This window comes from Paenibacillus ilasis, from assembly GCF_043195395.1.
Classification (GTDB): Bacteria; Bacillota; Bacilli; order Paenibacillales; family Paenibacillaceae; genus Paenibacillus_AQ; species Paenibacillus_AQ lautus.
The window spans coordinates 121,241-147,605 of the sequence record NZ_JBHDJG010000001.1; the positions used below are offsets into that span (position 1 = coordinate 121,241).

Sequence of the window (26,365 nt, forward strand, 5' to 3'; positions counted from 1 at the left end):
ATGAAGTCGGTTCGAAGGCATCCATACAGAAAGGAGGGGGCCAAGGTGGAGTTTCTTTTGAAGAACGGAAAAGGCATGACATTCCGATTCCCGGTCAATCCCGAAGAGGTGACCATTTCACGCCAAAAGGGATTGGAAACGGCCACGATTCTCAACTATGGAGAGTTTGATTTTCCGCAAGGGAATCGGATCAAGGAGATATCATTCTCTTCATTTTTCCCACAAGAGTATGATGCAGCTTATTGCAAAGGTAAAGAGACGGATCATATTAAACCGCAAACCGCGATGAATAAACTTAACGAGTTTCTGGCATATAAAACGCCGTTGCAATTCGTCATTACCAAGACGGCGGTGAATGTGCTGGTGTATGTCGCTTCCCATCAGTCCACGTTCCGGGGCGGGGAGCTCGGGGATGTGTATTTTGACATCACGCTCCGGACATGGAGCGACATGAAGGTGGCCAAAACAGCAGGCAGCAGCGGGGCTGCCGGAACGAATAAAAAGCCCCGGGCCGACATGAAGGAAAAGAATAAGACGTACACCGTGAAGTCAGGGGATTCGCTTTCCAAAATCGCCAAGCTTGAGCTCGGGGACAGCTCGAAATGGAACCAGATCTACAAGCTGAATCAGAAGACGATCGGTAAAGATCCGAACGCCATCAAGCCCGGGCAGAAGCTGGTGCTGTCATGAGTTACAAAGTCATTTTGCAGGATCAATACGATCTGTCCCCTTTGGTGGAAGCTATCAACCTGAGGGATTCGCTTGAACAAGTCGCTTACCAGGGAACCGTCAATCTGGTCGTAACGCCGGATATGCCGCCGATCTCGCCGGGAATGGCGATCCGAATCAGCGGAATTCCATACGGTAAAAAGGACTATGTCCCTCTGCTGCACCCGGCTGTCGTGTGGGAAGTGGAAACCTCGAATAACGGCGTGAAGCGGATGACCCTCACACTGTACGATCGGACGGTATATCTGGACAAATCGGAGGATGAATATCTGTTCCCGGCAAAGCAGACCGCTACCCAGCGATTCAAAAAGTACGCGGCCGACTGGAACCTGAAAATTGCGGTACTGCCGGATACCGAGAAGCAGCTGGGGCGTTCCGTTTACCGGACGCAGTCGATTTATGCGAGCATGTTCGCTGATCTGCGGGAGACGGCAAAAGCCGGCGGCAAGCTGTATCATCCGCGGATGATCTCTTCAGGGCTTGAGCTGTATGAGTTGGGAACGAACAAAGACGTCTACATCCTGGAGGCTATCACGGATACTACGCAATCGCGGACGTTGGAGGGCGCGGCGACCAAGGTCAAAGTGCTGGCGACAGCCGCAAGCGAGTCCGGAAAAGAAGTTCCTTCCAAGGTGATGGCCATCGAGGAGAAGGATATCGCCAAATACGGCCAACTCCAGGCTATTATTCAGGATGATGAAGTGAAGTCGCCTGCGGCTGCCCGCCAGCTGGCCCGGAGCAAACTGAGGGGGATTCGGGAGACCATCTCCCTGAATGCACCTGATGTCAATACGATCCGCGCCGGAGATGCGGTCATGCTGGGCTCAATGAAACTGCTCGTGATTTCCGTCAGCCGTGAGCTCGGTAGTCCCGGAAGCATGATGCTGGAGCTGGGGAGTTATGACGATGTAAAAAGGAGGTTTTACCTTGAATAAAGACCCCTATGGACAATTGGCGTCCTCCTTATATGCCTCAATGAATAAGCAAACCCGTCAAGCCATGGGCGGTGTAGGGGCCGTGCTCGGCACGATAACCTCGACGGGACTCAAGCTCGATGATTTCAAGCACGAGCTGCAGGACTATATGGTGGCGGAGCTGCCTGGAATGCTGTCCTTGCCCCGTTATACGGCAAAGGGCACCGTGACTTTGGGGGGCCAGCAGCAGGATATGACGTTTGAAGCCGAAGAGAACGAAGTTGAAGATACTCTTTTGGAATTGGGAAAAGGCCTGAAACCGGGAGACCGCGTGCTCGCCGTTCGGGTCAACAGCGGTAATGACGTTGTTGTTGTATGCAAGGTGGTGAGCAGTGGTGGCTAATTTATTCCCGGAAGGCGATGACATGATCTGGACGGATGCGACCGATCCGGAGGTGCTGGAAGGAGACGGGGCTGTTTTTGGACGGAGCTGGCGGTATGATTTTGAAGCCGGCGAGTTCGTGATGTCCCCGACCCGGAAGATTCCGGTTGCGGACGAGAAGGAAGCCTGGGTCATCTGGTGCGAAAAAGCGATCCGTACGCCGCGATACCGCCATTTGATCTATACGCGCGACTACGGCAGTGAGCTGGAGGAGCTGGTCGGAAAAGGCTATGACCAATCTCTGCAAGAGAGCGAGATTCAGCGCATGGTCACCGAGACACTGCTTGCGGACGCGCGGACGGAGAGCGTGGATCAGTTTCTTTTTGAATGGGAAGGAGAAGCTTGCCGTTTCAGCTGCCGCATTACGAGTGTCCGGGATGAGACGGAAATTATAGAAAGCGTGGTGATCTGATGGCAGATTTGCCGTTATATTTGTTGGATCAGACGGAAGAGAACATTATGAACCGCATGCTGAACAAAGTGCCTTCGGACATCGACAAGTCGGAGGGCTCTTTTATTTGGGATGCGCAGGCGCCGGTTGCGTTTATGCTGTCTGAGGCCGCCTTGTGGGCGCAGGAGCTGCTGCGTCGAGGCTTTGCGAGCACGGTAGCAAGCGATCATCCGGATATCCGTTCCGCCGAACTCGATCTGAGGACGGCAGAACATGGGATTACCCGGAGGGAAGCGGTCGCTTCGTCCGGCAGCGTTCTGTTTACGGGGAAGCCGGGGACGACCGTGCCTGCCGGAACCTACGTAGCTACGCCAGCCGATGAGGGCTCCGGGGAATCCTCCGTGGAGTATGTGACCACGTCAGGCGTGACGCTGAGTGACTTGGGTACCGGTACGGCCCCGATCCGAGCCGTCACGCCGGGCAGTAACGGCAATGTTCCCGCAGGCGTCATTCAACTCATGATGACGTCGGTCAGCGGCGTAACATCGGTTACGAACCCGGAGCATACACGAAGCGGGACGGATACCGAAAGCGATCAGTCGCTTCTGGAGCGTTTTTATGCCAAAGTCCGAAGTCAGGGAACGAGCGGCAACAAAGCGCAGTACATGCAGTGGGCCAATGAGATTGCCGGCGTTGGCGGCGTGGAAGTAGCGCCGTTGTGGAAAGGACCCGGTACCGTCGGGCTGTATCTCATCGATACGGACAAGCGTGCGGCTAGCCGGGATATCGTGGATGCCGTTCAGCAGTACATTGACCCGTCTCAGGATGGACAGGGCGAAGGCGTTGCCCCGGCGGGTCCGGTTATCACGGTGATGCCTGCCGCGGAAGTGGCGATTGATATCTCCGTCAAAGTGCAGCGTACGCAGGAGCAGCCTTCAACGATGGAAGAAATCCGGAAGCTGATCGAGGACGGCGTTCGCACGTATTTACAGCAGATCGCTTTTAACCGGAAGGATCCTTTGGTAAGGTACACGCGTATTGCCGCCGTACTGCTGGATATTCCGATTATCGTCGACTACTCGGATTTGACGATTAACGGCCACACCGAGCAGCAAAACATCGAAATTGGCTCCGGTCAGGTGGCGGTGCTCGGGACGGTGAGCGTGAGTGAATAATACCCGAATGAACAGCTTGCGGGGTCGCGAGCTGTTTTCTTATCTTCCGGCCTATTATGAGACCTCCCGCGTCATGTTATCCGATATGGATGCCAAGGGCAGCGAGCTGGACGCGCTTTACCAAGCGCTGAACTCGGCTGCAGATCAGTTTTTTGTCCGCACAGCCACCTGGGGCTTAGAGCGCTGGGAGATGGAGCTCGGCATTCCCACCGATCGGAACAAGCCGATCGAGCAGCGACGGGCAGTGCTGGAGTCCAAGCTGCGTGGTGCGGGAACCTTTTCGGGAGCGCTCGTGAAAAATGTGGCGGAGGCTTATGACGGCGGCACGGTTGAGGTATCTTTTCAGCCTGAGGAATGGGGCTTCACGGTTAAATTCGTGGATACGCTCGGCATCCCGCCGAATCTGGAGGATTTGAAGGCGGCGATCGAGGAGATCAAGCCGGCGCATCTGGCGGTGGCGTATGCGTTCCGTTTCTATACTTATGTTGAACTTGCTGCGAGTGGCCTGACATACGGAGACGTGGCGGCAACGGGAAAAACATATGGGGCAATTTATAATAGGGGGTTGAAGTAACATATGGCACTAACAGCAGTTTTAGGACTGCCGCTCATTGACGACACAATGACGGCGAACGTTGTTAGAGATCTGAACGCTCTAGCGGAAGATATCGATAGCAAAGTAATGCCAAAGAAGGGAGGGGTACTAGATGCGGGAATGATAGATGTAACCGACGGAACACGTATTCTTCGACTCGGTTCCGATACAAATGATCCATGGATCGGTACGCCAACGAATCATGATTTTCGATTTATCACGAATAATCAAGTGCGCGGTCGAGTTACAGCGTCCGGTTCTTTTGTATGGCTGGATCGTATTTTGACCAGCCGTGCCGGGATGCAGATCGGACAGGATTCAATGGCAGCGAAAAACTTCCACCTTGTTTCAGATGATGTGTCCACAAAGCCTGCCTTACGAATCTATAACGGCAATTACGGTACCGGTACACGAATGTTTGGAATCGATACATCTGGACACATCATGATAGGGAGCCAAACAGAGGCATGGAATACCGAAGGATGGTCCAAGGTAGTTGATATTTATCGAACCGGTAACCTAAACCTCACGCTTCGGACGGATCAATCGCAGGGGGTCCTTGCCGTTCATGATTCAGGATTCTACGGATGTAATCCGGGTCTTATTATCGGGACTGCAACGGCCCAGGAACTTTCTTTTGTTGTTGGTAAAACTCGGCGCGCAGTTTTCGGTACAGACGGATCCTTTACAGTAACTACCGGAGCCATGGGCGTCTCGACGTCCCAAGATGCTTATGTTTTCTTAAATGCTGGAAATATACCTTTAAATGGATGGCGTAATAAGGCGATTATTAATAGTGTTAATGACGCTTATGGGGGGGCAGGTCTTATTTTTCGAGCTACTCGACCAAGTGATAACGCCTTAATTGATATTAAGTTAAATTGGAATAAAGGCGGCGGCGATATTATGACGGAGTCGCATGTCATCAAATCAACAGCCACTCCATCAGGTGGGTTCGACGGTCAAATATGGATTCAATACTCATAAGGAGAGGGGGGCTATTTCATGGCGCTAAGTGTATACGTCGGAGGCACATTTCGGAACGTTTCCAACGTTCATACTCGTGTAGGCGGAACATGGCGGAAAGCAACTCAAGTATGGGTAAGGGTAGGAGGTGTTTGGAAACAAGTTTGGACAGGTCAAGGATTTAAAGTATTGGCTAATATGAATACAACTCACGTCTGGGGCTATGTAAATTCTGTAGGAAACTATGTTTATACAATTGGTGGATTCGCTGGAGCTATTGCGGATGGATATGAATCAAAACGTAATGAGAGGTACGATCCATTAACGAACACGTGGTCGTTTATGGCGGATATGCCTTATAGAAAGGTAAATGGGGCATCTTTCGTTATTAACAATGAGATTTATATGCAGGGTGGCAACGCTGATTACTACGTAGGGGTTGTCTATAGTCCAACTACGAATACGTACAGAAATTATCAAGCAACGGTATCTGGAGAATCACAATTCTCCGGCACTATCGGTTCATTTGGATATACAGCAGGTGGTCTTGATGGTGCTCTCTACACATATACCTTTCAGTACAATCCAGCAACAAATAGCTCTACGAGGATGGCAAATATGCCCAATGCCATGGCATATGGAGCCTCTGCCGTAGTAAACAATAGTCTCTACACTATCGGTGGTATGACGTCTGGGAACCGTTGGACGAACAACGTATATCAGTTTACACCAAGCACCAATACCTGGATGCAAAAGGCCAACGCATTGTTTGCAAATGAGCGGCCATGCGCATGGACATATAACAATAAAATTTATGTATATCGACTATGGAATCAACTTGATGTGTATGATCCAGTAACAAATTCATGGGTAACTTTGCCGGATGTTTCACCAAGTGGACAGTCCATCTACGGAACAAAAGCAGCAGTTGTCGGGAATAAGGCTTACATTCCAGGAGGTGTGAACGCCAATAATGGCACGTTTTCATATCAAACGTTGGAATACACAATGGGGTAGGGAGGTACCAAATGGAATACAAAGGTAGAGAATTAATCTGTACAGAAGAGGAGCTTCAACAGTTTATCGATGGGTTAACCATTATGCATCAAGTGTATAAGTTCACTGACAAGTTCAATGGACAGTTTATTCATAACCCGACTGGAAATGAGAACGCACGTTATTATGTAATACAGGTCGGAGACAGGACGTTTCTTCAACCTCATGCACCATTTGAAATGGGGATTGTTCCGATCACGGAGGAGAATGCGCTTGAATACATTGAGCGTCACGCTGACGAGTTAACCGATATGGTTATATTTGAAAAATTCGCTGTTCAACCAGAAGATTCCCTAGAAGTTCTAAAAAAGAAAAACTCTGAATTGCAAATCATAGCTGACGAGTTAAAACAACGCAATGCAGCAATGCAAGACGACCAACTTTTTATACTCGAAGCACTCGCAACCGCAGGCATTATTTAAATATCTGGGAGGTGATTTTTTTGTTGACAGCAAGACAACGCATGGTACGAGGTTATGGATTCGCAATCTTTGAAGATGGTACTCGAAGATTCAATTCCGTAGGACATAGCTATCACGAGGACATTAAGGCATATGCAGCCGCTAATTTTGGAAAGGACAAGATCGACGGTGCACTTTCTACTGAAAGAATTACTGAAAATGAATACCAGGAAACGTTATCGCTAATTGGAACTGACCAGGCAAATGAATGGTCTGGTATTTAAGGAGGAAAAGGTATGGAGGAAAACACGCAGGATATCCGGCAGCTTGCAAAGCTGCGTCTGCAGGAAATTCACGCGCAAATGTACGTACTGAGCGAAGAAGCCAGAATTATTAATGGTTTTCTTACTCTGAGAGATCAAGAGGAAACCAATACTAATCAGACTGACATTCAGATGAAACATTTTGAATAGTAACCATTGGCGCTCGCTTTACTTCTCTTAACATAATTCATGGGTACTTACCCGTGGGAAAATGGATTTTGTTAAAAACTTAAGATTATTACACCATCGGCATTCAACCTGGAAGGGGAGGTAATCTAGTATGATCTCGCAGGAAATACAAGGTTCTTTGAAAAGAGTTTTGCAGGCGAAGTTTTCAGATATCACAACGTTTTTGAGAGAGGACAACGCACAACTACCACCAGCCCCATATTTCCAAACCGAGCTAGCACTAGCCGAGCTCGAGCCGATATCGACAAGTCGATATACGGCTCGTTTTCGTTTCCGAATCTCTTACGTACCAGTGGAAGGAAAATCAGTGGCAACGATCATGGACGAGATGCTGGAGAGCCTAACATCCCTGGAAGTTGAGGGTCGACCATGCCGCGCCTCATCAGTTGCGTGGGAGCGGCCAACGGGGAATGATGGGGCAGCGGGAGAAGGATATTTTCGCGCAGAGTATGTCATTCAGATGTCAACGGATCAGGAAGAGAACGACATGAAGATGCAAACATTGAAACAGGGAGGCGTATTGAAATGAGTAAAAAAGAAACAGCAAAAGCGTTCAACAAGCAACAGCTGACACAATCCAAACAATTCAGTAATCGCGAGAAGGATGTGCTGAGCGCCATTCTCGAAGAGGGCAAAACGTACACCGTTCAGGAAGCGAAAGAGCAACTCACCACATTTTTGAAAAAGGAGGTCATCTAAATGGCCGGAGGAACATGGACAACACCCAACAAAGTAAGACCAGGCGTATATACCCAAATCTCATCGCAGGAGCAGCCGATCGGGCGCGTAGGTGAAAGGGGGATTGCGGCACTGGGCTTGTCCCTTCCATGGGGAGAGCCGCAAAAAATCTTAACCATTAAACCAGGCACCAATCTGGTTGAGGTGTTAGGTTATGATATCACAGCACCACAGTTGCTCGGAGTAAAAGAAGTGCTCAAGCGAGCAGGTACACTCCTGTTGTATCGCTTAAATAGCGGCACCCAAGCTACAGGTTCCGTTGCCGGTCTCAAAGCAATCGCACTTTACGGCGGAGAACGTGGGAATGATATCCAGATCGTTGTTGAGAACGCGATGGATGATCCTGGTAAGTTTGTGGTCAACACGCTGTTGAGCGGCAAAGCGGTTGACAAGCAACTTGTAGCCAGTGCGGCCGAACTGCAGCCGAACCTGTATGTAACCTTTGCACCGGATACGGGCGATTTGGCGGCAACGGCAGGATTCGCTCTGACAGGTGGCGCGAACGGCACCGTGACGAACCAAGAGCATGTGGACTTCCTAGCCGCGCTTGAGGTCCAAGACTTCCAGACCGTTGGCCTGTTGTCCGCAGATCCAGCTCTCAAGTCACTGTATACCGCATTCATCAAGCGGCTTCGCGAGCAGGAAGGCAAGAAGGTCCAAGCTGTATTGTCCGACTATCCGGCTGCGGATTATGAAGGAATCATCTCCGTGAAAAATGGCGTTGTTCTCACTGACGGCTCCTTCGTGGACAAGGTCAAGGCAGTTGCTTGGGTCACTGGCGCCACGGCTGCGGCAGCTGTTAACGAATCCCTAACATACGCGGCTTACGATGAAGCGGTGGATACCGATGTTCGTTTAAGCCATACGGAGATTGAAGCAGCGCTCACGAATGGTGAGTTTCTGTTTAGCTACAGCGGCGGTAAGGCCGTGGTCGAGCAGGATATTAACAGCTTTACATCGATTGAGCCGGCCAAAGCGCGACATTTTTCCAAAAACCGGGTGGTTCGCGTGCTGGATGGTATTGCGAATGATTTGAAGCTGATTTTTGAGAAGTCCTACATCGGGAAGGTAGACAATAATGTGGATGGCCGGACTCTGTTCTGGGCGGAATGTGCGGCGTATTTTGCGTCTTTGCAGAATATTGGGGCTATCCAAAATTTTGATGCGAACGAAGATATAATGGTGACGCCGGGTACAGAAGGCGATGTGCTGTTTGTGGATATCAAGGTACAGCCGGTAGATGCGATTGAAAAAGTATACATGAAAGTGAAGGTGGTCTAAGATGGCATTTTTGCGGGCAAGCGACACGATTTCGGGGCAAGAGGGTAAGGCATTCGTCAAAATTGGCGATCGTATGGAGGAAATGTTCTACATTAAAACACTGGAAGCCACGGTGGAGAAGGAAAAAGCCGAGCTGAAAACGATGGGCCAACGCGCCGTACAGCATAAAGCCATTGGCTGGAAGGGCAGCGGCACGATGACCATTTATTATGTGACCTCACTGTTCCGCGAGCTGATGATGGAATACATCCAGACAGGGAAAGACGCCTACTTCATGATTGAAGTGCGCAATGAGGATCCGGGTTCGTCGACGGGGCGTCAGACGGTGATTTTGGAAGGGGTCAACCTCGACAGCGTGATTATGGCTTCCCTGGATACTGAAGCAGAGGCGCTGGAGGAAGAAGTGGCTTTCACGTTTGAGAATGTGCGAATTGAGACGCCGTTTAACCCATTGGCCTAATACTTAACCTGAATGAGGAGGAAGGAATATGAGCGATTTTAGTATGTTTTTTGCTGGGCAGTCGTCTGCGGAGATCACGGAGGAATTCGTGGTCTCTGTTCGTTTTAAGAACGCGGAAGGGAGCCCTGTGCCTTGGAAGCTGCGGAGTATCACGGAGGAAGAAAACCAGGAGTGCCGCAAAGCGGCTACGCGTAAGGTCAAGGGTAAGAATGGCGTCTTCACGCCGGAAATTGACCCGAACGACTATATGGCGAAACTGATGGTATCGAGCGTCATTTACCCGGATTTGAAAAACAGCGAGCTGCAAAAATCTTACGGCGTGCTTGGTGCAGAATCCCTACTCCGCAAAATGCTGCTGCCCGGCGAGTTCGCCGCGCTTGGCGAGCGGGTCCAAGCTCTGAATGGTTTTGACCGCGATATGAACGATCTGGTAGACGACGTAAAAAACTGATTAAAGAGGGTGACGGTGACGCGAACTATGCGTACTACGCCCTCCATGAACTGCACATCCTTCCTCACCAGCTCATGGCGATGTCGGTCCGGGAACGGGCCGCCATCTATGCCATGATCTCGATGCGGGTGGAGAAGGAGAAGCTCGAGCGAGTCCGGAAGCGGAGATAGGTTGTAGAAGAAGGGGGTGAAGGAATGGCGAATACTCAAATGCTTGTTCCACCAAAGATTCTGAAGGCATTTAGCAACTGGGATAAACTCGTTTTTGAGCAGTCGTTTATATTCGGTTTGAGTTTTGATCATGCGACCAAAAAAATAAAAGAAGCCGAAACGAAAGTAAATGAAGCGGCAGCAGCTCAACAAAATCTGAATGCAGAAGTGAAAAAGGGAGAGAAGGCATCAAGTAAATTTAGCAGTGCGCTTGGTGCAATTAAAGCTGCGTATAATGGAATGAAATTCATAGCGGATGTTTCCATCATACCAGCGGCAAAACAACAAAATTTAGAGAATGTTATCCAGAGCAAAATAGGAGATCCAGAGGTTGGCTCGGCTATGTTTGAAAAATTTAAGCAAGATGCATTGAAATCGGGGGCCGATGTCAATAAAACTCTCGGAAATTCAATATCTTTTATGAACATGACCAAAAACTCGGATGAAATTTCTACGTTAAATGGTTTTGCTGAGCGTTTAAGCAAGCTTTCATCTACAGGGAAGAGTTCGGGAGATGCCGCTGCTGCCATAATGAGTGCGATGCAAGGTGACACTAGTTCACTTGCGAAAGAGTTTAAGATACCTGAAACCAACATCAAACAATTTTCCAAGGAAGTGGCATCATCCAAGGGCAATTTCGGAGCATTTTTAGCGTCAATGGATCAACTCCTACAGAAATCGGGCATGACGGAAGAAGCTCTTCAAAAAATGATGGACTCTCCTGTGAGCCAGTGGCAAAAGATGTTGGGATATGTGAACAATTCCTTTATTCAAATAGGGAGCGGGGCGCTTGAATCTATAATACCTATTCTAGATATCATTAACTCTGCGTTTGAATCAGGGGCATTTGAACCGTTTTTTAGCATATTGAATTCAGGACTATCTTTATTAGCTCAAGGGTTCTTATGGATTGCTGAAATGATCCCTCCAGCCTGGGAATTCATTAAAGCAACGATCGCTGGAGTCGGTAACACCATTTGGAATCTGATCACTATATTTATGGGGTTACTTCCTGTTATTGCTTTAGTGGGAGTTTTTTTCGCAATGTTAAATGCAGGTTTAATCATGGGTAGAATATCGGCTTACGCGTTTGCGGCAGCTCAATCCGTGATGGCCACGATTACGAACATAGCTGCAGGAGCGATGAGAATATTTAATATGGTGGTTAAAGCTAATCCTCTTATGCTATTAATCTCTTTAGTTATCGCTGCTATGGCCGCGTTCGGGGCTTGGAAAGTGGTGACACTGGGCCTTAAGCAGATATTTAGCAACGTCTTCGGCTTCATTGTAGATCTGGCGCAAAATACGGTTAACACTGTCATTTCCGTCATTAACGGGATCATCAAAGGTGTTAACGCGGTAGCGGGCTTCTTCGGAAAGGTTCTTGGTGTGGATACCAAGCAAATCGCCGAGATTGAATATAAGGCAGACTTTACGAACTTCAAGGATACTGGACAGAAAGCCATAGAAGATTTTTCGATGGATACATTCAAGGATTCATTCATGCCCGATAAGAAGATAGGTAAAGACAACGAGGATCTTTTAAAACAATACAACAACGGCAAAACCGGATACGATGTTACCGTTCCAAAAACAACCCCGACCCCGTCCATGCCTGCTATGCCCGCCATGCCAACAGCCCCAATCCCGGTAGCCCCTGCGGGCGGCAGCATCGATTCCATTGGTAAAGTGGACAATTCTGTTGACGTGGCGAGCGAGGATCTGAAAGTCATGCGCGACTTGGCGGAAGTGAATGCGATCAGCAATATGATCACCCTGACGCCGACCGTGCAGATGACGACGGGAGATATTAATTCGGGGGCCGATCTGGATACGATCATGTCGAGAATTAACCGGACGCTGGAGGAGCAGTTTGTGTCCAGTGCCGAGGGGGTGTATCTGTAGCATGAGCGATTATGGATTTTTTCTGAGCTTCAATAACCAGGAGGAGGTTTTTCGGTTTCCGGTGAACCCCGAGCGGATTGACGTGAAGGATAGCGGTGAAGGCAAATCCTATACGGTAGCTGGGCTTGGCGAAGTGAATGCGATTCTGCATCCGAAGCTGACGGAGATTTCGTTTGAGAGCTTTTTCCCGGGCAGGGTGTACCCCTTTGTCCATCTAGGGTCTGACCAGGAGCTGAAGCTGCCGATTGATTACGTAAATACCATTAAAGGCTGGATGGAGACCCGCCGACCTGTGCGCTTTGTCATGACGGGCCTCGTTCCCGATCCGCTGAGCGGTACGGATGGTAAGAATGTGGTGCGGGCGATGAAGTCTTTTGGCATCAACATGGCGGCATCCATCGAAAGCTTCAACTGGAATACGATGTCCGGATCGCCGGAGGATATTGAGTTCTCAATTACGCTCAAACGCTATGTGTTTTATGGGGCTCGGAAGGTGGTACCGGTAAAAGACAAAAAAGCGGCAGCTGTGAAGAAAAAAGACCGGCCGGATGACCGCAAAAAACCAACCTCCTATACGGTTGCCAAAGGCGATACCTTGTGGAGCATTGCCCAAAAGCTGCTCGGCAGCGGTTCCCGTCATACCGACATCCAAAAACTGAACGGAATCAAGGACCATGAGGTCCGGAAGCTGGCCGTCGGCCGGGTTCTGAAAATTCCTTAAAGAGGTGGCATCGTGATCGAACTGATGATTGACCGCAAGAACGGAAGCGTGTGGGATTTGGGGCAGATCGTAACCGACATCACATGGAAAACAAGCCGTCAGGCGAAGCCGGCAAGTCTGGATATCAACTATGTGAACGATGGCCTGGCGCAGAGCAAGGCATTCGAAGTGGAGAACGGCGACATTGTGCGCTTCCGAAAGGATAACAAGGATCTGTTTTATGGGTACGTTTTTTCCAAAGAGTGGGGCATGGACGCCCAGGTTAAGGTAATGGCTTACGATCAGCTGCGCTACCTGTCCAGCAACGACACCTACCGGTTCACGAATGCCAAGGTGGAGGATATCATCCGGAAGATCGCCAAGGATTTTAATCTGAAGACAGGCACGCTGGCCGATACCGGCCATACGATCCCTGCAATGCTGGAAGCGGATAAGAAACTGATTGATATCATCTGCAAGGCCCTGGATTCCACATTGATCGCGACCAAGCAGTACTATATGTTTTACGACCGGTATGGCGAACTGACGTTAACCAACATCAACGACATGCTGCTTATGCTTGCGGTGGGGGAAGACAGCCTCATGACGGATTTTTCATATAAAAAAAGCATCGACAACGAGACGTACAACCGCATCAAAGTCGTGCGTGATAGCAAGGAAACGGGGAAGAGGGACGTGTACCTTTACCAGCACGGACAAAACATTGCACAATGGGGTTTGCTCCAGCTATACGAGGTTGCTGATGAGAACATGAACCCCGCTCAATTGAAGCAGTTAGCGCAGAATTTGCTGGAGCTGAAGAACAGGGAGCAGCAGACGTTATCGATCGAGGCTATTGGAGATTTGCGGGTCCGTGCGGGAAACACGATCTATGTAAACCTTCCGGAAGAAGGCTTGAAGCCGTATCTCATCGATGAATGTACGCATAAATTCTCAGACGGTACGCATACAATGTCGCTGAATATGAAGGTGGTGTAAGCAGTGATGCTGGATATTATCAAAAAAGCCAGTCTCAGCGCCGTGGGAAGCACAAACCCGATGGCGGTGCTGTACGGCACAGTCACATCAACACATCCTCTCGAGGTGAACGTGGATCAGCGTTTCAGCCTGACGGAGGATTTTTTAGTTATCGGAGAGTCGATGACCGAGTATAAGCTGAAGATTGGCGGCGCGGAGTATGTGATTCGAAAAGGGCTGGAAACGGGAGACACGGTGCTGCTCATTCGTTACCAGGGCGGGCAAACGTATCTCGTGCTGGATCGGTTGGTGAAGCCGTCATGATCCCGCAAGGAGGAACGCTGCAACCGGGTAGCGAGATCGTGGAAACCTTGGAGCAGCCTAGTCTGACGTTTGACTTGAACTTAGAGAGAGGGATGATATCCGGTCATATTGACGGTCTTGAGGCCGTTAAACAGGCTGTCGTCAAAATCCTTCAGACTCGTCGTTTTGAGCATCTGATCTACAGCAGCAACTATGGGCAGGAGCTGGACTCCGTCATTGGCCGTGACCCGCTGTGGGTCTATGCTGAAATCGAGCGGCATATCAAGGAAGCGCTGCTGCAAGATGACCGCGTGTTGTCGGTGGATGATATAAATATTACCTTTACGGGCGAGCAGGCGGTGGCGGAATTTACGGTCCGAAGCGTGTATGGGGCTTTCAATATGACCAAGGAGGTGAGAGAGGATGGTTGAGGAACAGACGTACGAAGCCATTCTGGAACGGATGATGGATCGAATCCCGGAGGGTATGGATAAAAGGGAGGGCAGCATCATCTACGATGCGTTGGCACCTTCTGCGGCTGAGCTTGCCCAGATGTACGTGGAATTGGGGTACTCCATGAACCTGAAATTTGCCGCGACGGCCTCGGGCGAATTTTTGGATCGGAGCATTGCCTGGTCGGGTCTGACCCGAAAGCAGGCTACAAAAGCACAGCTGCTGGGGCAATTTTCGGGCAGTAACGGCGCCCCGGTGGATGTGGCTATAGGGAGCCGTTTTTCATTGGATCCTCTGAATTACAAAGTCATGACCCGGCTGGGTGCAGGGCAGTACGTGCTGGAATGCGAGACGAGCGGGAAGGAAGGCAACCGCCGATTCGGCTCGCTGCTTCCGCTGGAATACGTCGAAGGCTTGGTAAAGGCGGAGCTGATGGAGCTCTGGGTACCTGGCGAAGATACCGAGTCGGACGAAGCGTTGTATGACCGATACCGCGAAAAAATCTCCCGTCCCGTGACCAGTGCAAACCGGAATCAGTACGAGCTGTGGGCGAGGGAGAAAGCCGGGGTTGGCAAGGCCAAAGCTTTTCCGTTATGGGATGGTCCGGGCACCGTCAAGGTGGTGCTGCTGGATAACGAGATGCGATCGCCTACGCCTTCCGTTGTGGAATCAGTGCAGCAGCATATCGATCCGACCATGGATGGTATGGGCGAAGGGGCAGCTCCCGTCGGTTCGGTGGTCACCGTTGTAGGGGCGGCTGAAGTGCCTGTCCATATCGAAGTGCAGGTTACGCTGCTTAATGGGGCCGGCTTGGATGGTGTGCAGGAAGCGATTGAGCTGGGTGTTCGCCAGTATCTGAAAGACCTCGCCATGTCCGACCCGTTGGTCCGGTATAACCGGATCGCCAACGTGATTTTGGATATTCCGGCTGTCATCGACTACGAGATATTGACCGTGAACGGAGGAACGGACAGCATTCCGATCGAACCGGAGGCGGTAGCTGTCCTGGGGACGGTGACGGTCCGATGAGTAAAGCCGAAGCCTGGCTGGGTTACCTGCCGTCCTTTTATCACGATGTTCGAGAAATGAAAGCCATTGCCGGAGCTGAAGGGGCTGAGTTGGACAAGCTGGCGCAGGAACTGGAGGATCAGTTGGACCAGTATTATCCCGAAACCGCTACGTGGGCGCTATCCCGGTTCGAGCAGGACTTGAACATTCCGGTGAACCACGCCAAGCCGATCGAGCAACGTCGTTCGGTCATCATTTCGAAGATGCGGGGGAGCGGCAAGGTGTCTGCTAGCATGCTCAAAAATGTGGCACAAGCCTATGAGCGGGGCAGCATCGAGGTATCCGTCCAGCCAGCGGAGTATAAAGTGACGATTCATTTTAGAGATACGCTGGGCATCCCGCCGAATTTAAGTGATTTGAAATCAGCCATTGAGGAGATCAAGCCAGCACATATGGCGGTCGATTACGCTCTGCGTTACCTCACCATAGCCGAGGTGGAGGGCATGACGTTTGAGGAAATATCAGCAACAACACAAGACAGATTGTTGGGAGGAGGAGCCTAAATGACGAATCCGGTTACGCCGAATATCGGATTGAACAAAATTGATCGAACCTCGCCGTCCACGACGTATTTCGATCTGGAGAAGTATGTTGATCAGAACGCGGATGCTGTAGATCGGTTCGCGGGTGAAACCAGCGAGTCCATCGAAGCTCTGGAAAAGCGTTTGGATACGGAAGAGCGTAGGGAAGTCGTACTGCAGCCAGGGCTTCAGATCGTGAATGCGGAGCGAAGCGCGCCTTTTAAGTTGAGTGGGATTAAGGGGCGTACTTTGGTGAATTTGTTGGGGCGGGATGGGGGATGTGAGGATGTCAGCCCGTGGAGTGACAGCCGGAGCACTCATGCTCTAGATAATGTGAATAAAACAACTGGAGTCAATGGATTCAAAATCACCACTACAGCGAGCAGTGGTAACGCTGGTAACATCTTTCGTAGGATCAACAATATCGATAAAACCAAGCACTATGTTTTACTAGCAGATCTTAAGAACGGCAATGCAACTAGAATCGTATTACAAAAACAGAATGTAGGTATTGGCGGATCAGCTCCATTTATGGAAGTAACGGATAATACAAAGTTTTCAACAGTAGCGGTAAAAATTCAACCAGCTTATTTCAGTAGTGATGATACTATTGCCGTTTTAGTTTATGGCGCTCAAGGTCAATATGGGTATGCTGATGCAATTCGACTATACGAGATTAGCGAGGCCGAATACGCTGCACTAGACGATATGAGACCTGAACAAGTCGCTGCCGAGTATCCATACGTCGATAGCGTTCAGCCTGTACGAAATCCGTTCGTGATTCGGTACGGGGAAAATTTGTTGCCATCCCTCATGAGTGCGCAATTTACAAACACTACCTCTTTCGCAATTTCGCAATATGAATGGTACAACCCAACAGGGGCAGATGCCGTTGCTGGGTACTCTTATGTTCAATTTAGTGTTACTCCTAAAACAACTTACACATTAAGTGCGGATGTAGCTTCTAATATTGATCATGCTGTATACCCATTGGATCTTAACGTTCCTGACCCTCCGAAGAAGTGGAATTCCGAGACATCATTCACCTTTAATAGCGGTAATAATACGTCACTTAACTATTTAGTAAGAGCGTCCGTATCTGGTAATCCCGCTAGGCTGAGAAATCCTATGATTACACTCGGCTCCACGCCTAAACCATTCAAACTGCGTGAAGATTCCATACTTGCGCTGCAAACCGACTTACACGCCGATCCACTGACAGGCACGAATGCTGACGAAGTGTTCGAAAAGGACGGACAATATTTCAAGTTGGCGAAATGGAAGAACATTACGTTAGATGGTGCACAATTATACACTTTTCAATCGTCTAAGACAGGGTTTAAATGGATTAATTTCGCTATAACTAATGGACCAAAACAAAATAAAGATAATACTTTTCATATGACTAAATTTGATGGAAGGGATGTTAGGCACATACCCGGTTCCTTAGGTGTGGGAACTTTACCCGATCAGATAGATTATGATGCAGTTAATAAACTGGTATATACATCAATCTTTAACTCTGAAAGTGGGTGGGGCGATAACTACTTGCCAACAGCCGACGAGATTAAAGCGTATTTTATGGGTTGGGTAATGCGTGATTTAAGCGCCGGACCCTACAACGACTCAACAGGTGCGGCTCAAAAAACATGGACACCGATAGGATACGTACCTCCTGCGCACTGGAATAGCACTTGGGAACATTTACGAAAGTCAGTACCAGTAAACGAGGTTTCCCCCTCTGTTAACGATAAAACAATATCGTCATACCAACTTGTTTACCAGCTCGCAATGCCAACGGTCGAGCCTATCGTATCCGAAGGTATGCTGACTTTTAATGAGGGCGATAACCAGATTGAGGTAGGAACGGGGCTTGTGCTACGCGAACGGGTGAATCCTTTACTATATTCGCCTAACGGGAACTACTACGCTAACAATATTGCATTGCGCGGCGGTCTATTGAAAAATAGGGTTTCTAGCATAGTCCAGGTTTACTGTGACGGTAGGATTGATAATTCAGCAAAGATCGAAAATGATGCTAACGCAAACGGCAAAAAGCATATCCGATTTTTACCGTCAGACTTTGACCAAACCGTCGCCTATTCCGCTACTTACCATATGCTCGACAAGTCGCCTATTGTACCATTCATTGGATCGTACGCTGTCAGCGAAAAGGCCATGCTCCAAGAAGTGACCGATGCCGTGCAGCAGAGTGCGACCGTTGTATCCGTGTTGATGAACAAGAAGGTGGACAAGGATCAACCAGGATGGATTACACCTACATTATTAAATGGTTGGTCATGCCCTAATTTAGAACTCCCTATTAGATATAAAAAGCAAAATGGAATAGTTTATATTTTTGGTCGAATCTCAAATGGGGCAGTCGGATTTACTACGGAACATTCAGTTTTTATTTTACCGGTGGGATTTAGACCTTTGAAAACAATGTACCCCACAGTCAATGATGCAACATCTAACTCCAGGTATATTGCTATAAATCCAGGAGGCTATGTTAACATAGAAGCTGGTGGAAACACCGATATCAATCTCGATGGAATTTCCTTCCTAGCCGAACAATAAGGAGGTATCACATGAAAGCCGTACCTAAAGTAAATATAGACGGCCTCTATTTAGAGGACACGCTTGTGGACGATACCTTTTCCGGTGTCGTCCCTTTTTATTCCAACATGGAACAAGGACCACCAGATGTTCTAACCACAACAGAAGGCGTTACGAAGGCAGATGGTGAGGCACCCAACGAATCAGAATCCAACATCTCCGGCTACATCATCGGCATTCCAGTAACTCCGGGCTTGTTCCGCCCGCGCTTTGATTTAGGAGCCTGGAAGGCATATGAGTCTGCCGTAAGCGCAGCACAAGATTCATTCCAACAAGCCTTATCTAAGTGGCAGGCATTCCCGGAAGAGCAGCGCGGCGACATGCCAGTTCTGGTGTCTCCGCCTCAGCCGATACTATGGATCGAAGGTCTAACCCCAGAAGAAATCGAGGAGTTAACCAGACCTCAACCAGTAGAGCCTAATGAAATGGATCGCTTAGGTAGCGAGATGGTAACGCGGGAATTGGAGGCCTTGGAGCTGCGTCAGCAGAACGAGGCACAGGGTGCTCAAATTGTGGGGCTTGAATTACGGTTGTTATCACTTGAAAATAGCTGATCGAAAGGAGCGGAGGACGATGTTCGAGAACGATTTTGAGCGTTTGAAGTACTACTATGAAAAGAAGTGGGCGCAAAATTCTCAATTGAGACAATATGTTGCATTTGGCGTGATCACTTCGGAAGAATATGAAGTCATCACTGGCGAGGCATACTAAACGCTGCTTTGAATGGCCTCACATGAGAAAAAGCTTCAATGGAGAAGGCGGAATCATGCTGGAGAAGCGGAGCGGTCGCCTTTGTCCACGGATTTTAACCCTATCCATTAGTTTTCAGGAAAATCCGGGGGCAACAGCGATCGGAAGAATGATCCGCAGACGAAGTGATGTACATGCTAAAAAGGTTTATCTCTCGCTTAAAGCACCTATGAATAACTTTAACCCAAGCCCTCGGCTCCCCGAGGGCTTTTTCACACCTTCAAAACCATTATAAAGGAGGAAGTATTATGTATGAGCAGATCGGTCAGCTGTTTAAGATGCTGGTGGCGGGGACGGGGGCCGTGACAGGGTACGTATGGGGCGGATGGTCGCTGCCGCTGCATCTGTTGTTGTGGTTCGTGATGATCGATTGGTTGACCGGATGGGGCGCGGCCTGGATGAACGGCGAGCTGCGCAGCCGAATTGGATATACTGGTATTGCACGCAAAATGACCATTTTTCTCATCATTGCCCTGATGCATCTGGTGGATCGGGTGCTGGGGGAGATGAATTATTTTCAGAATACGGTGATCTTCTTCTATCTCGCGAATGAGCTGCTGTCTATTATTGAGAACGTCGGTAGAATGGGGGTACCGATCCCTCAGTCCCTGCGTAATGTGGTACAGGTTTTCCAGATTAAATCCGAAGAAGGGGAAAAGCCAACCGCCCAAAAGGAGGAGAAAAAGGATGAAGCCCTCTGAATTTATAGCCAAGCTGGCACCTATTGCTACTCAGGACATGCGTCAGTACGGGGTACCTGCCTCGCTTACGCTTGCTCAGGCGATCCTGGAATCCAATTGGGGAATGAGCGGTCTAACGCAAAAAGCAAACAATCTGTTTGGCATCAAAGGAACCGGTCCGGCGGGAAACGTCACCATGCAGACAACCGAATACCGGGGGCAGACGCCCTATACGACCCATGCCCAGTTTCGCAAGTATAACAGCTGGAGTGAATCGGTTGCCGATCATACTAGGCTGGTCCTGAATGGCACGCGCGACAAGCCACAGCGCTACCATGGCGTATTGTGGGCGGATTATAAAACGGCGGCGACCGAGATTTGGAGAGGGGGCTATGCCACAGATCCCAATTATCCGAAAAAGCTCATTTCCATTATGGAGCAGAACTCGCTCTATCAATATGATGTGCCTAATCCAGAGGAGGAGGAACGCATGAAAATCGAACAATTAACGGCCGAGCTGCAAAAAACACAAGAGCAGATGCAGCAGCTTAGTAAGCAATATGCTTCTGCGATGAAACTGCTAGCCGAGCAGAGCAATGACATGAAGCAGATGAACAAAAGGCTCAAGGTTGTAGAGACGGAGAAACCGGCTAAAGTTCCAGCTTGGGCAGAACCGGCAGTACAAGCTGCACAGCAGGCAGAAGTATTGCATGATCCTGAGGGCAGTTTTGATTTTTATCGAATCATGACCGTGCTGCATCGTCTGGGAATTTTCGATAGACCGAGCAAGTGATCCAAACATTATCAATGGCAGATGCTTTCGCAAGTTTCATCTATATAATGAAGCGTTTTTTGAGTTATGTTGAACAATAAAGCTGCCCAACCGTAATAGGACGGTATGGGCAGCTTTTGTTGTATGGGTAGATATATATCCGTTGGTGCTCCACCAGCATCTTTATGCTCGGTTATTCATTTCCAAAATGTGCTGTTATTGTGTGTCCGAGTCGTCTTTTTTTCTCGGCGCATTTCATGCCGGTCGAATTGTTCGATAAATCCCTGTCCATGCATTCACATTAATAATAATTCACTACGTAAATTACCTCACTTCACCCTCACCGTCCCCACTGCCTGCGCTTGATTCCCCGCATGGTCCGTAACGGTATAGATTACCGTGTAGATCCGGCTTTGACCGCGTGCCGATTTTTCCGCACGCAGCCGGAAATGGGTATCATGGGTACCGAATTCGGCATCCTGAATATCCGGTCCCCGATCGCCTCGATTGTCTTTACTTTCGCTGTTACCCGTGTCCTTATCTTTCCCGTTCAAAAGTTCCTGAAATTCTCCGCTATGCCCCTTGCCCTCTGCACGTTCCATGGTGATGGAGGTCAACACAATGGATGCAACGCCAGAGCCTTCATCGCTAGATTCGAGGTCAGCGTGAATATCGACCATTTTGTGGTTCGGCGCCTTTAGCACGGAAGGCGAGAGTGTAACCTTCAGCACCGGAGCAATTTTATCGATGTTCGATACGGTGGCCGTTATGGTGCCTTCGTTGCCGTCCTCATCCACATATTCGAAGGTAAATGAACCGTTCTCCGTAAACCTGTAAGTGGGAGAGCCGCCGTTATTCGTAACGGTAATTGAACTCTCCGCTACCAAGGCTGCAACTACGTCTCCATTTGTCGGGGCCGTCGTGCTGTACTCCAGGCCCACGGTGAGATCGGTATACGTGACGCCGGGGGATGCCTTAAAGTTCTCGCCGATATTGTCCAGCGTATTGCCGCTTAGTTTGATATTCTGGCCTGCCTTGAGCTGAATCCCGTTGCTATTCCCGGTAATGGTGTTGTTCAGAATCTGCACGTTCTCCGGGTCTCCGGCTCCAATGCCGTCCGCGTTGGTGTCCCCGTTGTCATGCTCGAGGAGAATGCCCCAATAATGCTCGGCGGTGTTCTGGCGGATCGTGTTGCCCTTGATGATCGTGCCCGGTCCGTTCAAAATATGGATGCCGGCGGCGTCCGGAATGTCGACGGTGTTCTCGATTCGGTTATTCTCAATGATGGTATCCGGTGAGCCCATCGATACAACGATGCCTTCCCGCGCATTGCGGATCGTGTTGTCGTGGATATAGTTTTGCGGACCGGATTTGCTGTGGTTGGTCGGGGCCGTTCCTCCGGTATTGCCGATGCCGATGCCGCCGCCATACGGCATGTCGGTGATCAGGTTATCGTGGATCTCGTTAAAATACTCCAGCTCCCCATGCAGATCAATCGCATCCAGCCGGACTTGGTGGAATTCATTATGCCGGATCACGTTGTTATGGGCCACATATTGTATGAGTGCGCCGTGACGAAGATATGGCCCCTCGAAGGAAGAGTCCTCGACCAGATTCCATCTTGTATCATTGGCAAAACCGTTGCGGTCGACCTTCGGTACGCCCTGAATGGATACGCCGTACCCGGCACCGCCCGGCCCAAGGTCCGTGGCATTTCGGAACGTGGTATTGCGGACGACGATATCATGGCTGTTCTCGATGCGGACGCCCATGCGGCTGAATTTCTCGATCGTCACGCTGTCGATCGTGATGTTGTATGAAGGCGCCTCGCCATAATTGGCGGCAATGATCATCATGTCCGGACCGCCGGCATCCGGGTTGTTGATCCTGTGATCGGTCGAATATTGACCTTCCCATGCGGAGGTCAGCGTCAGATTGGAGATGGTCAGGTTATGCTGCTTCGCGGATTTCAACATCGAGCTATTCCGGACCTTGTTCAGCGAGGTCTTCAGGATCGCACCCTTCTGGCTCTCCCCCCGTAAATTGACCTCCGATTTCAGCATTAGATTGGTCAGTCCATCGGGCGCACTGTTTAAGTTGTATACGCCATTCGGGAAAAACACTTCGTCGCCCGGGACCGCTTCATCCATCGCTCGTTGAATCGCCGGTCGATCGTCCGAGTCGTTGTCTGCAGGATCTGCTCCGTAATCGACAACGTTCAGTGTCCTTCCGGTAGCAGCAAAAGCCTGATGCACCGGATGGTCGCTGCCGTCCGCATTCTTCATGCCGGGAGCGGTAAAAGGAACGGTTCCTTCCGGAGGCTGCGGCACAAAATCCGGAATAATAGCCACAGGCGTATCCCCGTTAACAAAAGGAGGATAGATATGGACTTCCGTCAGACTCGTGTAGGCACTGCCGTCCGAATTTCCGCGCCCGATCAGCCTCACGTAACGTGCGCTCGTGTCCGGAACGTTAAATGGCTGCATCGCGGTGGTGGTTCCGCTGCTCGAACCGTTGAACAGGGGAGTCCAGGTTACTCCGTCATCGGAGGTTTCGATATCGATCTCCGTCGCGCGAACGTCCCCTTTGTAAAAGGCAACGCCCAGATAACCGATTTCTCGGGCCTCGCCGAGATCATACATGATCCACGGACCGTCGCCGGCGGCAGACCAGCGGGTGTACAGATTTTGGTCCAAGGTATTATCCTCGATGTTGCCGTCGCTGCCGCTTGCCGTGACCGAGGTCACAGGCCAAGGCGCTAAGGGAGCGCTAAGCGTCGTAACCGACAGCGTCAGCGGAACCGGACTGACGTTTCCGGCGGCATCCACGGCCTCGACCTTATAGCTGTACTCCGTGTGCGGAGACAGTCCTTCTATTTCATAGCGGGTGACGTCGGAGCCCAGTTCCATGACTTTGACATCGTTTTGATAAACGTTATACTTCGCGACGATCTTGTTGTCCTCCGCCGCAGGCCATGCCAAATGCACATAATCTTCGCCAATGCTGCGAATGGACAGGCGGCTTCCGTCCGTCCAGGACGGTGGCGTCGTATCCTGACTGGAATCCACCAATTCGCTAACGACCAGCGCAGGTCTTGGATTACTGGAGCCGTTGGCTTCCTTGGTATAGATATTGACGCTGACACCGGTATGGGCTGCATCCGCAAGGAGAAACGATACGCTGCCATCTGCTAGATGACTGCGGACATAGTCCGTCACATCGACGCTGTACACCTCCGGTCGGCCGCCATTCTCGGCCTTTACGGTAAACGATCCCACATAAGCGGCCGAATCGAGGCTGTTCACGGGCGCATTGTTCCAGGTCAGATCGCTTTCGCTCCAGGCTGTATCCTCGATAACGTAGAGGGAGAGCTCAAGCTCCGTATTGCTGGTGCCTTTTTTCGCGGCGACCTGGAATTCGTAGCGGTAATCAGGATCGCTCAGGGTGGAAGCATCGAATTTGAAATAGGCATATTTTTTGTTGGTTGTACCGGACGATACGCTAAAAAGGCCAATGCTTGTGCCGGTAGCTGAATTGATATTGGTGTCGGGTTTGGAGCTGTCGATCAGGGCATCGTCCGAGGGCACCAAACGGCCAACCTCAACGGGAATGCCCGTGGAAGGATCGGTTGGGTCGGTGGGGTCGGTCGGGTCCGTCGGATCAGGAGGCGTGTAGCCGTCTTTGTAGAGGATCGGCGTGGTGACCTCCAGATTCTTCACATGCTGCTCCATGAAGGCCCAAGCTTCCGCATCCGCGGTTGTTTTGGCTTCCCCGGTAAAGCCATGGCCCTGGCCGGGAACGATTGCGAAATCGACTACAGGAACACCGGCGGCCGTCAATTGATTGGCGAAGGTGACGCTGTCGGTATAAGGGATGGTGGCGTCCGCGTCTCCATGCCGAATCCAGAACGGCGGATCATCGGGAGTGGCATACGTCCCCGGCATGGCAAGCCGTGCCTCAATCGGGACGGACAGGGCGTTATGCCCGCCGAGCAGCTTCGTGACCGAACTGTACCGGTCGGCAAAGTCGGTCGTGAAGTCTGCCGGTCCGTACCAGTCCACCACCGCCTGCACCTTGGTGGAGTATTCCGGCCAGCCTCCGGTTCCTTCGATATCGGGAAGCTGCACCGTATCCTCGGTACCCAGCGTGACCGTATCCTCCATGGTCAGGTCTCCTGTCGTTCCAAGCAGGGAAGCGAGATGCCCTCCCGCCGAAGTGCCCCAAACGCCGATCCGGCTCGGATCGATGTGGTATTGCTCGGCATGGGCGCGCAAATAACGGATGGCCAGCTTCACGTCTTGAATCTGGGCCGGGTAAGGCGCTTCGGGGGTTAGCCGGTAGCTTAAGGAAACGCCGATATACCCGCGTTTAAGGACATAGTTGCAGATGCTGCCGAGAGCGTTTTTGCGGTCGCCTTTATTCCAGCCCCCGCCATGAATGTAGATCATGACCGGCATAGGCTCGGCTGGCGGGGTGCTCGGAACGGCAATGGACGTATAGAGATCGCGATCCCCGGCTTTGCCGATCAAAACGTCCTCATAGAGGGTTACGCCTTCCGGCGCAGGGTATGGACCGGTTTCGGTCGGCGGGGGTTCAGGCACAGGATCGACCGCAGGCGGAATGCCCGGTATGGCCTGACCGGACAGCGAGACGCTATCGATGTACATGTTGGCGTTCATCGGATCACCTACCCGGAACTGGATTCGTACGTTCGGATTGCTGCTTGCTTCCGGCGGCAGCGTCCAGGTTTTCAGCGTGTTGGATTCGCTGCGCGGTGCTTCGGGCGTTCCCGGGGTCAGCTTGAAATCCTCCAGCATGTTCCAGGTCGCGCCGCCGTCGCCCGACCACTCGGCCACAATGCTGCCGCTGACATAGGATGAGGCTCTTGTATAATAACTCAGCTTAATGTTGCCGTAACCCGTCGTATTGACGGGCAAATAGACGGAATCGGTCACGTCGATCTTCATAAGGTTCGGCGTAGAAGGAGCGCTGCCGGATACGGAGGTTTTGGCTTTGCTGCCTCCATCACCGGTCTGAACCCAAGGCAGCGGAATAACGACGCCGCCCGTGGTACCGTAGCGCTCTGAATCAAAGTTATCGGAGAAGAACAGAATATCCGGTCCTTCTGGTTCCGGTAGGGGCTCGGAATCCGAGGCAACAGATTCATCCGCAAGATCGAATTCTGAAACCGATTGTGCGGATACGGCACGAAGCTGCCCCGGGGATGCCATAACGCTTATGGTGATCAGCAGGCAGAGGATCAGGCATGAGATTCGGTTCAATGTCTTCTTCAACG

The 26,365-nt window shown here is 50.6% G+C and carries 30 protein-coding genes; 29 read left to right on the forward strand and 1 reads right to left on the reverse strand.

Translation table 11 applies throughout. The annotated features are described in order from the left end of the window. Positions 1 to 45: 45 nt before the first annotated feature. The 29 genes from ACETK5_RS00730 (at position 46) to ACETK5_RS00870 (ending at position 21,090) form a co-directional block, all read left to right on the forward strand. Positions 46 to 690 (forward strand): LysM peptidoglycan-binding domain-containing protein, encoded by a 645-nt coding sequence (locus ACETK5_RS00730; protein WP_100539177.1) that lies wholly within the window; start codon positions 46 to 48, stop codon positions 688 to 690. After that, a complete protein-coding gene (locus ACETK5_RS00735) occupies positions 687 to 1,664 on the forward strand; it encodes an XkdQ/YqbQ family protein (RefSeq protein ID WP_100539176.1) in 978 nt (325 codons plus the stop codon). Before ACETK5_RS00730 ends, ACETK5_RS00735 begins: the two co-directional genes overlap by 4 nt. After that, a complete protein-coding gene (locus ACETK5_RS00740) occupies positions 1,657 to 2,046 on the forward strand; it encodes a hypothetical protein (protein WP_100539175.1) in 390 nt (129 codons plus the stop codon). The genes ACETK5_RS00735 and ACETK5_RS00740 overlap by 8 nt, the downstream gene beginning before the upstream one ends. Beyond that, positions 2,039 to 2,497 (forward strand): DUF2634 domain-containing protein, encoded by a 459-nt coding sequence (locus ACETK5_RS00745; RefSeq protein WP_100539174.1) that lies wholly within the window; start codon positions 2,039 to 2,041, stop codon positions 2,495 to 2,497. Before ACETK5_RS00740 ends, ACETK5_RS00745 begins: the two co-directional genes overlap by 8 nt. Next, the gene (locus tag ACETK5_RS00750) at positions 2,497 to 3,651 is read left to right on the forward strand and encodes a baseplate J/gp47 family protein (RefSeq protein WP_100539173.1); all 1,155 of its coding nucleotides are present in this window, start codon (positions 2,497 to 2,499) and stop codon (positions 3,649 to 3,651) included. The genes ACETK5_RS00745 and ACETK5_RS00750 overlap by 1 nt, the downstream gene beginning before the upstream one ends. 7 nt (positions 3,652 to 3,658) lie before the next feature. Beyond that, a complete protein-coding gene (locus ACETK5_RS00755; RefSeq protein ID WP_394054113.1) occupies positions 3,659 to 4,225 on the forward strand; it encodes a YmfQ family protein in 567 nt (188 codons plus the stop codon). A 3-nt stretch (positions 4,226 to 4,228) separates the two neighbouring features. Beyond that, positions 4,229 to 5,233 (forward strand): hypothetical protein, encoded by a 1,005-nt coding sequence (locus tag ACETK5_RS00760; RefSeq protein ID WP_100539172.1) that lies wholly within the window; start codon positions 4,229 to 4,231, stop codon positions 5,231 to 5,233. An 18-nt stretch (positions 5,234 to 5,251) separates the two neighbouring features. Then, the gene (locus tag ACETK5_RS00765) at positions 5,252 to 6,229 is read left to right on the forward strand and encodes a Kelch repeat-containing protein (protein ID WP_100539171.1); all 978 of its coding nucleotides are present in this window, start codon (positions 5,252 to 5,254) and stop codon (positions 6,227 to 6,229) included. Between the two features lie 11 nt (positions 6,230 to 6,240). Continuing rightward, a complete protein-coding gene (locus tag ACETK5_RS00770; RefSeq protein ID WP_394054114.1) occupies positions 6,241 to 6,690 on the forward strand; it encodes a hypothetical protein in 450 nt (149 codons plus the stop codon). Positions 6,691 to 6,710: 20 nt separating this feature from the next. Then, positions 6,711 to 6,953 carry a hypothetical protein gene (locus ACETK5_RS00775; RefSeq protein WP_100539169.1) on the forward strand — a complete coding sequence of 81 codons (243 nt, stop codon included), beginning with the start codon at positions 6,711 to 6,713 and terminating at the stop codon, positions 6,951 to 6,953. Positions 6,954 to 6,965: 12 nt separating this feature from the next. Further along, positions 6,966 to 7,142 carry a hypothetical protein gene (locus ACETK5_RS00780; RefSeq protein WP_165789692.1) on the forward strand — a complete coding sequence of 59 codons (177 nt, stop codon included), beginning with the start codon at positions 6,966 to 6,968 and terminating at the stop codon, positions 7,140 to 7,142. Positions 7,143 to 7,272: 130 nt separating this feature from the next. Next, a complete protein-coding gene (locus ACETK5_RS00785) occupies positions 7,273 to 7,710 on the forward strand; it encodes a phage tail terminator family protein (RefSeq protein WP_100539168.1) in 438 nt (145 codons plus the stop codon). Further along, positions 7,707 to 7,880: a hypothetical protein gene (locus ACETK5_RS00790; protein WP_165789691.1), complete on the forward strand. Its 174-nt coding sequence runs from the start codon at positions 7,707 to 7,709 to the stop codon at positions 7,878 to 7,880. Before ACETK5_RS00785 ends, ACETK5_RS00790 begins: the two co-directional genes overlap by 4 nt. Then, positions 7,881 to 9,200 carry a phage tail sheath family protein gene (locus ACETK5_RS00795; RefSeq protein WP_394054115.1) on the forward strand — a complete coding sequence of 440 codons (1,320 nt, stop codon included), beginning with the start codon at positions 7,881 to 7,883 and terminating at the stop codon, positions 9,198 to 9,200. 1 nt (position 9,201) lies between these two features. Then, positions 9,202 to 9,660 carry a phage tail tube protein gene (locus ACETK5_RS00800; protein ID WP_100539166.1) on the forward strand — a complete coding sequence of 153 codons (459 nt, stop codon included), beginning with the start codon at positions 9,202 to 9,204 and terminating at the stop codon, positions 9,658 to 9,660. A 28-nt stretch (positions 9,661 to 9,688) separates the two neighbouring features. Next, positions 9,689 to 10,111, forward strand: a complete 423-nt coding sequence (locus ACETK5_RS00805; protein ID WP_015737358.1) for a phage tail assembly chaperone — start codon at positions 9,689 to 9,691, stop codon at positions 10,109 to 10,111. A gap of 194 nt (positions 10,112 to 10,305) precedes the next feature. Then, positions 10,306 to 12,225: a phage tail tape measure protein gene (locus ACETK5_RS00810; protein WP_394054116.1), complete on the forward strand. Its 1,920-nt coding sequence runs from the start codon at positions 10,306 to 10,308 to the stop codon at positions 12,223 to 12,225. 1 nt (position 12,226) lies between these two features. Continuing rightward, positions 12,227 to 12,946 carry a LysM peptidoglycan-binding domain-containing protein gene (locus ACETK5_RS00815; RefSeq protein ID WP_394054117.1) on the forward strand — a complete coding sequence of 240 codons (720 nt, stop codon included), beginning with the start codon at positions 12,227 to 12,229 and terminating at the stop codon, positions 12,944 to 12,946. 12 nt (positions 12,947 to 12,958) lie between these two features. Further along, positions 12,959 to 13,924: an XkdQ/YqbQ family protein gene (locus ACETK5_RS00820; RefSeq protein ID WP_394054118.1), complete on the forward strand. Its 966-nt coding sequence runs from the start codon at positions 12,959 to 12,961 to the stop codon at positions 13,922 to 13,924. A gap of 6 nt (positions 13,925 to 13,930) precedes the next feature. After that, positions 13,931 to 14,227, forward strand: a complete 297-nt coding sequence (locus tag ACETK5_RS00825) for a DUF2577 domain-containing protein (protein WP_394057300.1) — start codon at positions 13,931 to 13,933, stop codon at positions 14,225 to 14,227. Beyond that, positions 14,224 to 14,637 (forward strand): DUF2634 domain-containing protein, encoded by a 414-nt coding sequence (locus tag ACETK5_RS00830; RefSeq protein WP_394054119.1) that lies wholly within the window; start codon positions 14,224 to 14,226, stop codon positions 14,635 to 14,637. The genes ACETK5_RS00825 and ACETK5_RS00830 overlap by 4 nt, the downstream gene beginning before the upstream one ends. Next, the gene (locus tag ACETK5_RS00835) at positions 14,630 to 15,688 is read left to right on the forward strand and encodes a baseplate J/gp47 family protein (protein ID WP_394054120.1); all 1,059 of its coding nucleotides are present in this window, start codon (positions 14,630 to 14,632) and stop codon (positions 15,686 to 15,688) included. The genes ACETK5_RS00830 and ACETK5_RS00835 overlap by 8 nt, the downstream gene beginning before the upstream one ends. Then, complete coding sequence (locus ACETK5_RS00840) at positions 15,685 to 16,230, forward strand: YmfQ family protein (RefSeq protein WP_100539159.1); 546 nt, start codon at positions 15,685 to 15,687, stop codon at positions 16,228 to 16,230. The genes ACETK5_RS00835 and ACETK5_RS00840 overlap by 4 nt, the downstream gene beginning before the upstream one ends. Then, complete coding sequence (locus ACETK5_RS00845) at positions 16,231 to 18,828, forward strand: hypothetical protein (RefSeq protein WP_394054121.1); 2,598 nt, start codon at positions 16,231 to 16,233, stop codon at positions 18,826 to 18,828. A gap of 11 nt (positions 18,829 to 18,839) precedes the next feature. Then, positions 18,840 to 19,421, forward strand: a complete 582-nt coding sequence (locus tag ACETK5_RS00850; protein ID WP_394054122.1) for a hypothetical protein — start codon at positions 18,840 to 18,842, stop codon at positions 19,419 to 19,421. Beyond that, positions 19,408 to 19,578, forward strand: a complete 171-nt coding sequence (locus ACETK5_RS00855) for an XkdX family protein (protein WP_394054123.1) — start codon at positions 19,408 to 19,410, stop codon at positions 19,576 to 19,578. Before ACETK5_RS00850 ends, ACETK5_RS00855 begins: the two co-directional genes overlap by 14 nt. 22 nt (positions 19,579 to 19,600) lie before the next feature. After that, positions 19,601 to 19,852 (forward strand): hypothetical protein, encoded by a 252-nt coding sequence (locus ACETK5_RS00860; RefSeq protein ID WP_394054124.1) that lies wholly within the window; start codon positions 19,601 to 19,603, stop codon positions 19,850 to 19,852. 13 nt (positions 19,853 to 19,865) lie between these two features. After that, complete coding sequence (locus tag ACETK5_RS00865; RefSeq protein WP_394054125.1) at positions 19,866 to 20,318, forward strand: phage holin family protein; 453 nt, start codon at positions 19,866 to 19,868, stop codon at positions 20,316 to 20,318. Next, the gene (locus ACETK5_RS00870) at positions 20,305 to 21,090 is read left to right on the forward strand and encodes a glycoside hydrolase family 73 protein (RefSeq protein WP_326114169.1); all 786 of its coding nucleotides are present in this window, start codon (positions 20,305 to 20,307) and stop codon (positions 21,088 to 21,090) included. Before ACETK5_RS00865 ends, ACETK5_RS00870 begins: the two co-directional genes overlap by 14 nt. Positions 21,091 to 21,398: 308 nt before the next feature. Here the strand turns inward: ACETK5_RS00870 and ACETK5_RS00875 are convergent, their stop codons facing one another. Next, complete coding sequence (locus ACETK5_RS00875) at positions 21,399 to 26,363, reverse strand: CBM96 family carbohydrate-binding protein (RefSeq protein ID WP_394054126.1); 4,965 nt, start codon at positions 26,361 to 26,363, stop codon at positions 21,399 to 21,401. Positions 26,364 to 26,365 lie beyond the last annotated feature (2 nt).